The sequence below is a fragment of the Paenibacillus sp. FSL M8-0142 genome, assembly GCF_038597315.1.
Taxonomy (GTDB): Bacteria; Bacillota; Bacilli; order Paenibacillales; family Paenibacillaceae; genus Paenibacillus_AQ; species Paenibacillus_AQ lactis.
Map to the genome: position 1 here is coordinate 1,417,553 of NZ_CP152008.1, position 12,897 is coordinate 1,430,449.

At 50.7% G+C, this 12,897-nt stretch carries 11 protein-coding genes; 9 read left to right on the plus strand and 2 right to left on the minus strand.

Translation table 11 applies throughout. From position 1 onward, the window contains the following. The first annotated feature begins 32 nt into the window (after positions 1–32). The 7 genes from NSQ46_RS06655 (at position 33) to NSQ46_RS06685 (ending at position 8,739) form a co-directional block, all read left to right on the plus strand. The gene (locus NSQ46_RS06655; protein ID WP_040737792.1) at positions 33–1,607 is read left to right on the plus strand and encodes a response regulator; all 1,575 of its coding nucleotides are present in this window, start codon (positions 33–35) and stop codon (positions 1,605–1,607) included. Positions 1,608–1,648: 41 nt separating this feature from the next. Beyond that, positions 1,649–3,436: a sensor histidine kinase gene (locus NSQ46_RS06660; RefSeq protein ID WP_213613699.1), complete on the plus strand. Its 1,788-nt coding sequence runs from the start codon at positions 1,649–1,651 to the stop codon at positions 3,434–3,436. Between the two features lie 185 nt (positions 3,437–3,621). Beyond that, positions 3,622–4,677: a 3-deoxy-7-phosphoheptulonate synthase gene (gene aroF / locus NSQ46_RS06665; protein ID WP_210094409.1), complete on the plus strand. Its 1,056-nt coding sequence runs from the start codon at positions 3,622–3,624 to the stop codon at positions 4,675–4,677. Positions 4,678–5,006: 329 nt separating this feature from the next. Then, positions 5,007–6,431, plus strand: coding sequence for a type I glutamate--ammonia ligase (gene glnA, locus NSQ46_RS06670; RefSeq protein WP_007127300.1), 1,425 nt, complete (start codon positions 5,007–5,009; stop codon positions 6,429–6,431). A 179-nt stretch (positions 6,432–6,610) separates the two neighbouring features. After that, on the plus strand, positions 6,611–7,696 hold the full coding sequence (gene serC, locus NSQ46_RS06675; RefSeq protein WP_342576502.1) for a 3-phosphoserine/phosphohydroxythreonine transaminase: 1,086 nt from the start codon (positions 6,611–6,613) through the stop codon (positions 7,694–7,696). Between the two features lie 135 nt (positions 7,697–7,831). Then, the gene (gene trmL / locus NSQ46_RS06680; protein WP_007127302.1) at positions 7,832–8,296 is read left to right on the plus strand and encodes a tRNA (uridine(34)/cytosine(34)/5-carboxymethylaminomethyluridine(34)-2'-O)-methyltransferase TrmL; all 465 of its coding nucleotides are present in this window, start codon (positions 7,832–7,834) and stop codon (positions 8,294–8,296) included. Between the two features lie 188 nt (positions 8,297–8,484). Next, complete coding sequence (locus NSQ46_RS06685) at positions 8,485–8,739, plus strand: AbrB/MazE/SpoVT family DNA-binding domain-containing protein (RefSeq protein WP_007127303.1); 255 nt, start codon at positions 8,485–8,487, stop codon at positions 8,737–8,739. Positions 8,740–9,034: 295 nt separating this feature from the next. Here NSQ46_RS06685 and NSQ46_RS06690 read toward each other — a convergent pair whose 3' ends face one another. Together NSQ46_RS06690 and NSQ46_RS06695 are read right to left on the minus strand one after the other, a co-directional pair. Further along, positions 9,035–10,120: a phosphodiester glycosidase family protein gene (locus NSQ46_RS06690; protein ID WP_342576503.1), complete on the minus strand. Its 1,086-nt coding sequence runs from the start codon at positions 10,118–10,120 to the stop codon at positions 9,035–9,037. Then, positions 10,117–10,530, minus strand: a complete 414-nt coding sequence (locus tag NSQ46_RS06695; protein ID WP_186311050.1) for a hypothetical protein — start codon at positions 10,528–10,530, stop codon at positions 10,117–10,119. The genes NSQ46_RS06690 and NSQ46_RS06695 overlap by 4 nt, the downstream gene beginning before the upstream one ends. 364 nt (positions 10,531–10,894) lie before the next feature. Between NSQ46_RS06695 and NSQ46_RS06700 the strand changes: the two genes are divergently transcribed. Both NSQ46_RS06700 and NSQ46_RS06705 read left to right on the plus strand, forming a co-directional pair. Then, positions 10,895–11,551, plus strand: coding sequence for a response regulator transcription factor (locus NSQ46_RS06700; RefSeq protein ID WP_028403806.1), 657 nt, complete (start codon positions 10,895–10,897; stop codon positions 11,549–11,551). Positions 11,552–11,663: 112 nt separating this feature from the next. Next, on the plus strand, positions 11,664–12,893 hold the full coding sequence (locus NSQ46_RS06705; RefSeq protein ID WP_007127308.1) for a PLP-dependent aminotransferase family protein: 1,230 nt from the start codon (positions 11,664–11,666) through the stop codon (positions 12,891–12,893). Positions 12,894–12,897: the final 4 nt, after the last annotated feature.

The following is a 12,897-nucleotide window of genomic DNA, read 5'->3' on the forward strand; positions in this document are numbered from 1 at the left end:
CCTTATCGGAATTTTAGGGGGAGTAGATGCCCATGTATAAAGTGCTGCTGGCAGATGATGAAATACTGGACCTAGAAGGCATGAGGAGCTTTATTCCATGGGAAAGCCTCGGCATGGAGGTCGCGGCTGCGGTTAATAACGGATTTGCGGCATGGGAAGTGCTGGAGAAGGAGCCGGTGGATATTCTCGTCACCGATGTTCGAATGCCCAATATGACCGGGATCGAGCTGGCACAGAAGGCGCAGAAGATGAATGAAGAGCTGCAGGTTATTTTCGTGAGCGGTTACCAGGACTTTAGTTACGTTAAACAGGCAATCGCGCTCAAAGCATGTAATTATGTGCTGAAGCCGATGGAGGATGAGGAGCTTATCGAAGCGCTGACCAAGGTCAAGCAGGAGCTGGACCGCCTTCGCGAGCGGAAGGAGACGGAGCGTGCCTATCAACAGATGGTGCCGATCCTGAAAAACCAATACTTTCTTCAAATTTTGCAAAAGCCGTATGATGGAGCGATGCTGGAGATTATCGAACGGGAGTACAGACTGAATGAGATCGAATGGCCTGTTCGTGTAGCACTCTTGGAAATCGATGATGTCAGTACCTGGCGCAGCAGCTATGAGGAGAGGAAAAAGGGGACAGGGGTTAACGAGCAGTTCTTCGCGAAGCTGCACATGCTTCTGGAGCAGGCCGGATTCCGGCATGTATGCAAGGTTACGGACCAGCGAATGGCGGTGCTGCTGGACAGCAAGCACGATAAGCCGGATATACAGCTTCTTCTGGAGCAGCTGAAGGACGATTATGCCTTAACCGTAACGGTTGGCGAGGGCGGCGTTGCCAATCAGCTGGAGCAGCTGCACGCTTCTTATCTGACGGCGGTGGAAGCATTAGATTATAAGATGTTCCGCGGTAAGGGTCAGTGGATTCTTTATCACGAGGTTCCGACCGAGGATCGCGAGGACGCCAAAATTCTGGACATACGCCTCGATTCCTTGTTCACGGCGATGACCAATTACGATATTGTACGGATTCACGACGAGATCGAAGCGATTCAAGCATTGGCCTCAAACATCAGATCCAAATTTACAATCCGTAATTTGGCCATTTATATCATCATGAAGCTGGATGCGCATCTTCACACGATGCATGAGGATCTGTTCCGCATGCTTGGGATTGATCTGAAAAATTTGGATGTCCTTATGCAGTTTGAGACGATGAATGATATTTTCGCTTGGCTCCGGATGAAAGTGTTTGAAATTTCGGAGCAGCTCAACTTCCGGCAGCATTCCAGGAACGGCCGGCTGGTTGAGGATATCATCAGCAATATCCGCGAACGAATGCATGAAAATATTACTTTACGCGATATGGCGAACCGATTTTCGTTTTCACCGAACTATTTAGGGGTTCTCTTCAAAGAAGAAACCGGATACAATTTTAGCGATTATGTCATCAAGCTTCGTATGGAACGGGCGAAAGAGCTGCTGGTTACGACAAAGCTTAAAATATATGAAATTGCATCCCAGACCGGCTATCAGTATCTGCCCTATTTCAGTCGGCAATTCAAAGAAATGTACGGGATGACGCCGCTGGAATATCGGCGCAAGCACGCATAGCCTTCCATACTATACCGTAGATAATGAGGTCGTGATTGGTCATGACGGGGAAATTCGAACGAATCCGGGTCAAGGTGCCCTTCGGCTATAAATTAATGATATCTTATTGCGTGTTCATCATTATTCCCGTGCTGCTGGTCGGGAACATCGCCACCCAGATCTTTGTTACGTCCATCCGGGAACAGACGCACAATAACATACAAGGCACGCTTCATCAAATGAATAATAACATTACGTACAAGATCGAGGATATCGTGCGGATTTCGGATATGCTGTATTTCGATACCTTATTCAACAATCGCCTTCGTTACACGGAGAGCCAGTGGGTCAGTTACGATACCATGGTCAAGGTTTTGATTCCCAAGCTGGAGACGGCCATCAGCACGGCCAATCGAAAAATATGGATGTCGATCTATTTAAAGAATAACGACCTCGGAGAAGTGTATGATAATTATTCGGATTCCGATCCGCTTGATGCGGATAAACGGCTGTTCGATATTTATCGATATGACCGCCTGGTTGACAAAACCTGGTACAAGCTTTATCCGCCGGAAGAAGAATACGGAACGACGCTGCAATGGAAACAGATCGAGTATGATGCTGCCCAGGGCCGCATCTCGCTCCTTCGCCGTTTGATCGACATCACCACGATCAAGCTGCAGGAAATCGGATTTATGCGGATCAACGTCAGCCTGGATTATTTGTTCGAAAGTATGGACTATAAAAAAATCGGTGAAGGAACGGCCCTCTATTTATCCGACTCGCAGGGGCGAATCATCCTTTCCTCGGGCGGTGTGAAGACGACCGTCTTCAGGGAGAAGGAGCTCCGCAATAACGGCGACTTGCTCATCCGGGAACCGATTCCTCAGCTTGGCTGGGAATTGATCGCTGTTGTCCCCGCGCCAATCGTCGAGAAGGATACAGTCAAGATTCGCAACCTGACGCTGTTGATCTGCCTCGTCTGCATCGTGGTGTTCTTCGTGGTGAGCCTGATCGTCTCGAGGTATTTTAGCCTCCGCGTGTCTAAAATCGTCTCAGTTCTGGATTCGTTCCAGGAAGGGGAATTCCATAAGCGGGCCCATTTCAAAGGCAATGATGAATTCTCGCATATCTCATCCGCGCTCAATGAGATGGGCAGCAACATCGGCAGACTGATTAATGAGGTGTACCTGGCCGATCTGCAGAAGAAGGAAGCGGAGCTGGAATCGCTGCATGCGCAGATCAATCCGCATTTTCTGTACAATACATTATCCTCCATCAGCCGTCTGGCCCGCTTTGGCATGTTGGATAAGCTGCATCGGATGGTTCTGGATCTGGCCAAGTTTTACCGCCTGTCGCTCAATGACGGCCGAAACATTATTTCCGTCAAGAACGAATTGGAGCAAGCACAAGCCTATGTCGATATCCAGAAGATTAAATACGATGAACGAATGCAAGTCAGCTATGACGTAGAGCCGGAAGTCGTCCGGTACGAGACGGTGAAGCTAATTCTTCAGCCGTTCATTGAAAATGTGCTCGAGCATGCCTGGACCGGGGACTCCATTCATATCCGCATCACGGCCAAGGTGCTTCAGAATGTGCTGGAATTCCGGGTTATCGATAACGGGGTTGGTTTCCCTCCTGACCGAAGGCTGGATAACACCGGGGCTCAGAATCTGACGAACGCTGGCTACGGGATCCGTAACGTGGATCAGCGAATCAAGCTGCACTACGGCAGTCAATACGGGGTTACCTTGTTCAGCCGGGCCGGGATCGGAACCACGGTAAGAATCGTTATCCCGCTGGTTAAGCGTAAAGTGTCGGAGGGACGCGACAAACCGATTCCGTAAGTACACCAACAGCTCCCCTTTTCAAAAGGTCCAGGATTTGGGCTTGACGGAAAGGGGCATTTTTTGTATAGTTACTTTAATAGATAAAAGCATAAAAGCTTAAAAGCGAACAAGCGCTTAAGCGTGAAAGTCTATAGTGGAATCAGGAATAATTACTGAGCATATTGAGGAAAGAAGGGCTAAGCATGATCGTCATAACTTCGAATCAAACACCGGAAGAGCAGATTAAGCATATTGTAGGCGAGATTGAGAAGGAGGGGCTGCAGGCCCATGTATCGCGCGGTGCGGACCGAACGGTGATCGGGCTGATCGGCAGCGTCAATCCGAAGCTTGCCGAGCATCTGCGTCAAATGAAAGGCGTAGAGAACGTCATTAAAATCTCTAAATCTTATAAGCTTGCAAGCCGTGATTTCCATCCTGACGACACGGTCATCGATATTAAAGGAACGAAAATCGGCGGCGGCAATCTGGTTGTCATGGGCGGTCCTTGTGCCGTGGAGTCCGCGGAGCAGATCGACGAGATTGCAAGGCTGGTTAAGGCGGCCGGCGGACAGGTGCTTCGCGGGGGTGCTTTCAAGCCGCGAACAGGACCATACAGCTTCCAGGGGATCGGCGTCGAAGGGCTGATCATGATGGCTGAAGCCGGGCAAAAGCATGGCCTCCTGACGATTACGGAGGTTATGACACCGGAGTACGTCGATATTTGCGCGGAATACGCGGATATTCTTCAGGTTGGAACACGGAATATGCAGAATTTCGATTTGCTGCGCAAGCTGGGCACTTGCGGAAAGCCGGTGCTGCTTAAGCGGGGATTTAGCGCAACTTACGATGAATTTTTAAATGCGGCGGAATACATTCTTGCCGGGGGGAACCCGGATGTAATGCTCTGTGAGCGGGGAATCCGAACATTCGAGACCTATACCCGGAATACATTGGATTTATCTGCCATCCCTGTATTGCAGCAGCTCAGTCACCTTCCGGTCATCTCCGACCCAAGCCATGGAACAGGCCGCCGGGAGCTGGTTGAACCGATGTCGAAGGCTTCCGTAGCCGCAGGCGCGGACGGACTTATTATTGAAATGCATACCGACCCGGATAATTCGATGACAGGAGATGGCGTACAGTCCCTGTTCCCGGATCAGTTTGCCGCTTTGCTCAAGGATCTGGAGCAGCTGGCTCCGCTCGTGGGCAAAAGCTTTAATACTTCCAAGGCTCCGGCATCCGATTTTGCCCGCGTATAATACGCTTCGTACCTGATCGCAATGTCGATGCGATGCCGGGAGAAGCAGCCGGGAAACCGCGGGAGAAGTTATGAATAGCGGATATGGATAGGCAGAGTCACAGCATAGCAATGAAGACACTTGCACATTATTTGCAGGTGTCTTTTTCATGTTGTTTTACTTTAATTGGTTCCATATGTCAATTTATATGACATGGTTTTTAAAAATACCTTACATAGCTATTGACGTGAGGTTATCTGCCAGCATATAATGACGAAAAGAAAACGAAGAATATAGGAACATTGTTAAGCTGTTTTAATCTTAATGTTCGGAAATTGGGAGGAAGAGACATGTCGGTAGAGAAATTATTGCATACAATTCAAGAGAATAACATTGAGTGGGTCGATTTTCGTTTTGTAGACTTGTCGGGACGGGCGCATCACATTTCCCTGCCAGCTTCAGAAGTAGATGCTGAGACGTTTGTGAACGGGGTAGCCTTTGACGGATCTTCTATCCCAGGCTTCCGCGGCATTGAGGAATCGGATATGGTGATGATGCCGGATCCAAATTCCTACTATATCGACCCGTTTACAGCACATCCTACCATCAATATTATGAGCAACATCTATACGCCGGAAGGTGAAGCATATGAGCGTGATCCGCGCGGCATTGCGACACGTGCGGAAGAATATCTGCAGCAGTCCGGTGTAGGTACGGCAGCGTACTTCGCGCCTGAATCCGAGTTCTTCCTGTTTGACGATGTCCGCTATGAAAGCACGATGAACAGCTCCAGCTACTTCGTGGATTCCGAGGAAGCTAACTGGAATACGAACCGTAAAGAAGAAGGCGGCAACCTCGGCTTTAAAGTCGGCGTAAAGGGCGGTTATGTACCGGTGGCGCCGGTGGATACGCAGCAGGATATCCGCAGTGAAATGTGCAGATTGCTGAATGAAGCAGGACTTCGCGTGGAGCGTCATCACCATGAGGTGGCGACGGCAGGGCAAGCGGAAATCAACTTCCGTTTCGATACCTTGAAGAAAACAGCAGACAATCTGTTGATCTATAAATACATCGTTCATAACACGGCTCGTCAATACGGCAAAACGGCAACCTTCATGCCGAAGCCATTGTTCGGTGACAACGGAAGCGGCATGCACGTTCACCAATCCATTTTCAATGGCGATACTCCGTTGTTCTACGAGAAAGGCGCGTATGCTAATCTGAGCGAAACTGCGCTTCATTACATCGGCGGTATTCTGTACCATGCTCCGGCACTGATCGCCCTGACGAACCCAAGCACCAACTCCTTTAAACGTCTGGTTCCAGGTTACGAAGCACCGGTTAATCTCGTATTCTCCAAAGGTAACCGTTCCGCCGCGGTTCGGATTCCGGTTGCTGCAGTAACTCCTAAAGGCTGCCGGATCGAGTTCCGTACGCCGGACTCTACGGCGAACCCTTACCTGGCATTCGCGGCAATGCTGATGGCAGGCCTGGACGGAATCAAGCGTAAAATCGATCCAACGGCTCTTGGATACGGACCATTCGATAAGAACATCTACGAGCTGTCTGATGCCGAGAAGAAGGAAATCCGCAGTGTACCGGGTTCTCTGGACGAAGCGCTGGATGCACTTCAGGCAGATTATGAGTTTTTGACCGAAGGCGGCGTATTTACGAAGGACTTCCTCGATAACTTCATCGAGTTCAAGCGTGCCGAGGCGAAAGCCGTTAACATCCGCGTTCATCCGCACGAGTACTCCCTGTACTACGATCTGTAAGAGATCAGATTCATAGCGCCGAGGGCTAATAATTAAGCCCTTGGCGTTTTTTAATTAGTCACCGGGAGCGGCAAAAAAATTGTGAATAATTACACTTGAAGGACCATCAGATTGTTGCTATGATTAGCGTTAAATCAATAAAGCGATAAAGGGAACACAGAGAAAGGGTGGAGAGTCAATTGAGCAAGAGAGCCTTCAATTTTAATGCAGGACCTGCCGCATTGCCGCTGGAAGTGCTGGAGCGCGCGCAAGCGGAATTCGTCGATTACCGCAATACCGGCATGTCGATCATGGAAATGTCCCACCGTGGTGCCGTTTATGAAGCTGTACATAATGAAGCGCAGGAACGCCTGCTGTCACTGCTGGGGAATCCGTCCGGTTATAAGGTGCTGTTCATTCAGGGCGGTGCGAGCACGCAGTTTGCAATGATTCCGATGAATTTTTTGGGACAGGGCCAGACCGCCAATTACGTCATGACGGGAAGCTGGGCCGACAAGGCGCTCAAGGAAGCGAAACTGATCGGGGAGACGCATGTTGCCGCCTCTTCCGAAGAGAGCAAATACATGTCCCTGCCGGAGCTTGCGGACATCCAATTGTCCGACAATGCCGCTTACCTGCATCTGACCTCCAATGAGACGATCGAGGGCACGCAGTTCAAGGACTTCCCGGATACCGGCGCAGTGCCGCTGATCTGCGATATGTCCAGCGACATTCTCAGCCGGCCTTTTGACCTGAGCCGATTCGGCATGGTCTATGCGGGCGCGCAGAAGAATCTGGGACCGTCCGGGGTGGCCGTTGTGATCGTTCGAGAGGACCTGATTACGGACTCTCCGAAGCATCTGCCGACGATGCTAAGATATAACACGTATCTGAAAAACAACTCCCTGTACAATACGCCGCCGTCCTTCGGCATTTACATGATTAACGAGGTTCTGAAATGGATCGAAGAGAAGGGCGGGCTTGCAGGGGTTCAGGATATGAACCGCAAGAAGGCCGCGCTCATTTATGATGCCATCGACAACAGCGGCGGATTTTACCGCGGCTGCGTGAATCCGGACAGCCGCTCCGATATGAACATTACGTTCCGCCTGGAAACCGAGGAGCTGGAGAAGGAATTCGTGAAGGCTTCCGAGAAAGAAGGCTTTGTGGGACTTAAGGGGCACCGGAGCGTAGGCGGCTTGCGGGCATCCGTATACAATGCGGTTCCTTACGAGAGCTGCAAAGCGCTTGTGGACTTTATGGAGCACTTTAAGAACAGCCGCTAATGTGATATAAATCCAACAACAGACCTAAACCCTTCCCTGATAAACAGCGGAAGGGTTTTTCTGGAATCAGCCTGAAAAGTCCGGCGGATCGGTTATAATAGAAGAAAACGTTAAAGAAAAGGTGGACAATACAACATGGCACTGCATATCGTACTCGTTGAACCCGAAATTCCAGCCAATACGGGCAATATTGCCAGAACCTGTGCGGCTACGGGCACACATCTGCATCTGGTTCGACCGCTCGGTTTTAATACCGATGACAAGACCTTAAAGCGGGCTGGCCTGGATTATTGGTATGCCGTACATATTGAATATCATGACTCCTTCGAGGAGCTGAAGGCGAAATATCCGGACGGGCGCTATTTCTATGCTACGACGAAAGCCAAGAAGCGGTATATGGACGTTCAATTTCAGGATGAGGATTTTCTTGTATTCGGGAAAGAGACGAAGGGGCTGCCGCCCGAGCTGCTGGCTGCCAATCCGGAGTCCTGCATCCGGATGCCGATGACAGACAAGGTCCGCTCCCTTAATTTATCCAATTCGGCGGCCATTATCGTTTATGAGGCTTTGCGCCAATTGGATTTTCCAGGGATGGAATGAGTCGTGCTGACGCTTAAATCATTCGGAAAAACCATCCAGTATACCTATAAGATATCGAAAAAAACTAATAAATTCTTAAAACCAGCAGGATTCGACAGCTTTTTATCGAACTATACTACTAGGCCCTTATTATCAGTTTGAGAATTCCAGAAATCACTTGTTGAAGATGAAAGAGGTGTACAATTGTTATGAAACCTGCTGGTGTAGTTCGAAAGGTCGATCAGCTGGGGAGAATCGTTCTTCCAAAGTCTCTGCGTAAGAGATATCAGATGAACGAGGGCGATCCCGTAGAAATTCTTGTGCAGGGGGACCACATTATTCTGGAGCGTTACCGTCCCAAATGCGTCTTTTGCGGCTCGATGGACGGCGTAAGCGAGTTTAAGGAGCGTTATATCTGCACACAATGCATGTCGGAGATGCAGCAGCTTCCGAGACATGCTTGATTCCTAATATAAAGGTTCTATCGTCTCATTTGATAAGCATCGCGGACAGCGGTGCTTTTTTTTATCGCAAAAAAGTAAAAGACCCCCTCATAAGAAGAGGGAGTCATGCCTTACAGGCCTTTGGTTTTGTCATCATTGTAGGCTGCGGTCAAAATGCCGACCATATAAAGGGCAAATACGATCATGACGATCCAAAAGGTTAATGAGAAAGACATTACGGCCACCTCCTGCTAAGCTAATCTATATTATAACCATCTTAGCCGAAAAAATAAATGATAATATGAAAACTGCCTCTTTATTTGAAAAACAGGAAGTGTGTCGGCACCGGACGGAGCTGTCCGTCCGAGGGCTTGTTCACAACCCGTCCGTTCAGGACGAGGGAGGAGGAGCCGCCCCCATCCAAGTTATATGCGTCGATCACGCCAAGTTTAAGAAGTTTGTTCTGCAGCTCCTGCAGCGTAGCACCCGACTTGCCGTTCTCATCATATCCTTCCGTGACGAGAATCAGCAGCTGATCGTCCTTATAATTGCCGATGACGGTGCGCGGAGCACGCGCAGGCGTGCTTCTCCACTTCTCGGGAATGGTCGTCTTTCTTCCGTTCTGCAGCAGCACCGGCACAAAGGTGGCTCCGAATTTCGGGCTTAGACGGTCAAGCTGCTGTTGACTGTAAAATTTGCCGCCGATCAGTTTCCCGGAGGTGCTCATTCCGACGAAGGCCAGATCCTTAAAGCTAGGCTGAAATCCGGATACATAGTGGCCCTCGTAAAATGTCGTGCCGAGCGGGAAGCGGCCCTTGTTCCCATCGGCGTATCCGCCGGCATTAATGCCGGCTACGGCCCCGTGCCGGCTGACGGCCCGCATCGTCGTTTCCACCGTTCCGGGCTTGCCGCTTTCGCTGCCCAGGGACATGTTCATCGCGGAAGGGTCCTTCAGCTTGACCTTCATCGCATAGCCATGGTAGGGGCCGGGATTGACTTTATACAATTCAATCCGGATCCGGTCGCTGTGAACCGTCTCGATGGGGGCTCCCAGCTTTGAGGTGATTCTCCGGTTATAGATTTGCTCGGGCTTTGCGGCCTGCGTCTTAGCTTTTCCCAGAAGGGATCCTACCTTGGCGGTCGTCTGTTGATAGAGAACGGCCGTCTTTTCAATGGAGGATACGGTTTGTTTGGCAGCTGCGGCCGCTTGGCCGAGATCGCTCCTGATCTTCGCCGACTGCTCGGAGATATGACTGTCGGCTATGTACTCCGAAGAGTGCAGCGTGATGCGCGGCGGCTGGGTTAATAGCCACATGCACAGCAGCATGCCGATGAAAGGCGCGATGGCAAGCATAAATAAACGGTTTACCTGCTTTGGTCGGATATATTTGAGCTTGCTCACTTTAAGAGCTCCATTTTGCGTTCCAGTTCTTTGAGCTGTTTCTCGACCTCGCTAAGCTGGCTGTACAGCTTGTTGCTGTTGTCGGTTTTGCCGCTGGCCTGATCTTTGGTGAAGGTCAGCAGCTCGTTGAAAGATTGAACCTGACTCTGCATTTCGTCTAATTCCTGTACCAGCTCATTGAAACGCTGATCGTATTCCGATTTGAACGAAGCCATCTGCCTATCGGTATCCTCCTGGAGCTGGATAACGACCTGTTCCTTCAAATGGTTACTGTATAAATAGGCTGCGGTAGTGCCCAGCCCAATCAGAACAATCCAAAATACCCAGAACCATCTGGCTGAAGGTCCTTTGCGCTGCATTTCCTCACGGGACTCATAGGGGGTATTGTTTTCTGATTCCAACACCGGCATTTCATCACCCCTCAAAATCTATCATTTTTTCCAGATATCTATTCTATCATGTCAGAAATACTTTCGCAAAGACGAACAAAAGGCACTTGTTTTATGAAAAAAGATTGCTTAGAAAGTTAGAGTGGGATACAATCTGTATAGATTTGTTTATCAAGTAGGATACATATAAGACATTCGCCATGCTTATTTTGACTTCTCTGCGTCTTCAGGATTAAGTTCGCCACGGATCTGCATGTGATTCACAGTTCGAAATGTCGATCCATGCCGTAAACAACGTAAATTCGCATGTCGGATGTATGCTTCGTGATGATGCCGCTTACTTAGAAATAGAGATATCAAGACGAAACAGGAGGTCTATCGGAATATGAATCAGGTTTGGCGGGTAGTTATCGTCGGCAGTCAACCTACAAGCATGCTGGGAACGAAATTGATATTGGAGGAGGAGCGGGACCTGACCGTCCTGGGGATGACCTCTTCCGGTACGGAAGGGGTGAGGATGGTCGCTGAGCTGTTACCCGAACTGGTCTTATTGGATTACCAACTTCAGGACCAGACCTCGGAAGCGATCCTGGAACAGATGAAGCAGTTGTCCCCGAACACCCATGTGGTGGTCATGACCGACAACGACGGCCTTCCGCTGCTTCAGTCCTTGGTTAACCGGGGAGCAAGCGGGCTTTTGTCCAAGCAGGCCTCGACCTTTCAGCTCATCCATATGATCGCCGGTCTTCGGGAGGGGGTAGCTTCTCTTCCGCTGGAATGGGTAAAACAGGGGATATGGCCGCTGACGGCCTCGGCGATGAACGAAGGCGGGCTGCAGCTTTCTGAGACGGAGGCCTTTATCATGGAACGGATCGTGCAGGGCATTACATACGATAAGATCGCATCTGAAATTCAGGTCAGCCGGCGCTCCATCGACAACTACCTCCGGAAAATTTATGTCAAGCTTGGCGTATCGACCCGGGCGCAGGCCATTGAGAAGTATGCGCTGTATACCCGTCAAGGAAGGCAAATATATGCTTAAAATTTTACATAAGGTATAATATATAGATATCGGGAATATTTTTTAGAGGTTGTAAAGAGGCTCCCTGAATATAAAACCGAGGTTTCCATAAACGGTTAGAGGAGGGATTTCCATGCAGTATTCCTTTGCTTCCCGTGCACAGACCCTGTTGTCATCCCCGCTGCGCAATATCCGTGAGCTTGCGAAGCGGGATTCTTTTATTTCCTTGGCAGAGGAGCTGCCGGCTGAGGAATTATTCCCTATGCATTCGCTGGCCGAGGCCGCTACCTCTGTACTAACCGCCGATCCGGAAGCCTTGCAGTACGGGGAAGCGGAAGGCTATCGCCCGCTGCGTGAGTGGCTGAGCCGGGATCTTGCCAAGCGCAAAGGACTGAGTGTCCAGCCCGGGAATATACTGCTGACGACGGGTACACAGCAGGCCATTGATTTGCTGGTCAGGGTGTACGTCGAGCCGGGCGACGCGGTTCTCGTGGAGAATCCGACGTCACCCGGTCTGCTGCAGGTGCTCCGCCTCCAAGGGGCTGAAATCGTGCCGGTTCCGGGAGATAGCAGCGGCATGCTCCCGGACCGGCTGGCGCCGCTGATTCGCAAGCACAGGCCAAAGCTGCTCATGGCAGCACCGAATTTCACGAATCCGACAGGCGTCATGTGGAGCCTGGAACGGCGAGCACAGGTGCTGGAGCTGTGCGTGCAGCACGGGCTTCTCATCGTAGAGGATGATTCGTACGGGGATTTGTATTTCGGAGCAGCCGGCGGGCCGGATCGGAAGCAGCGGGAGCACCGGCTTCCATCCCTGTTTTCTCTGGAGGAGAAGCAGGGAGCGCATGTGCTTTATGTCGGCTCGTTCAGCAAAACGGTAGCTCCGGCGCTCCGCACGGGCTGGGCGGCAGGCAGCCCACAGGTCATTGAGATGATGACGGCGGTGAAGCAGATGGCGGATTGGCAATCCAGCATGCTGAATCAGCGGATGCTCCATCATCTGCTGGAATCGAATCACTTTAAGCTCGAGGACCATATCGAGATGCTGAACAGAGAGTACGCCACGAGGCTTAAGCTCATGGTGGAGCTGCTGAAGCGGAGCGCCTGGAAGGATGCTAAATACGAGGTCCCTCCCGGCGGCATGTTTCTGTGGGTGGAGCTCCCTCCCGGCTTGAATGGCGATGCCCTTCTGCGGGCTGCATTAATGAAGGGGGCAGCTTTCCTCCCGGGATCGATGTGCTCGGCAGGAGGGGAGAATGCCGAATGCATCCGGCTGAACTTTACCCACCCCGGCCGCGATGAGCTGCTGCTGGGCATGAACCTGATCAGTGAAGCCGTCATGGAATTTACCGCGCGGAATTAACCGT

Excerpts from the sequence above, each read along its gene's own strand:
- NSQ46_RS06655 (WP_040737792.1), top strand. The coding sequence starts at position 33 with ATGTATAAAGTGCTGCTGGCAGATGATGAAATACTGGACCTAGAAGGC.
- NSQ46_RS06660 (WP_213613699.1), top strand. The coding sequence starts at position 1,649 with ATGACGGGGAAATTCGAACGAATCCGGGTCAAGGTGCCCTTCGGCTAT.
- aroF (WP_210094409.1), top strand. The coding sequence starts at position 3,622 with ATGATCGTCATAACTTCGAATCAAACACCGGAAGAGCAGATTAAGCAT.
- glnA (WP_007127300.1), top strand. The coding sequence starts at position 5,007 with ATGTCGGTAGAGAAATTATTGCATACAATTCAAGAGAATAACATTGAG.
- trmL (WP_007127302.1), top strand. The coding sequence starts at position 7,832 with ATGGCACTGCATATCGTACTCGTTGAACCCGAAATTCCAGCCAATACG.
- NSQ46_RS06685 (WP_007127303.1), top strand. The coding sequence starts at position 8,485 with ATGAAACCTGCTGGTGTAGTTCGAAAGGTCGATCAGCTGGGGAGAATC.
- NSQ46_RS06695 (WP_186311050.1), bottom strand. The coding sequence starts at position 10,530 with ATGCCGGTGTTGGAATCAGAAAACAATACCCCCTATGAGTCCCGTGAG.
- NSQ46_RS06700 (WP_028403806.1), top strand. The coding sequence starts at position 10,895 with ATGAATCAGGTTTGGCGGGTAGTTATCGTCGGCAGTCAACCTACAAGC.
- NSQ46_RS06705 (WP_007127308.1), top strand. The coding sequence starts at position 11,664 with ATGCAGTATTCCTTTGCTTCCCGTGCACAGACCCTGTTGTCATCCCCG.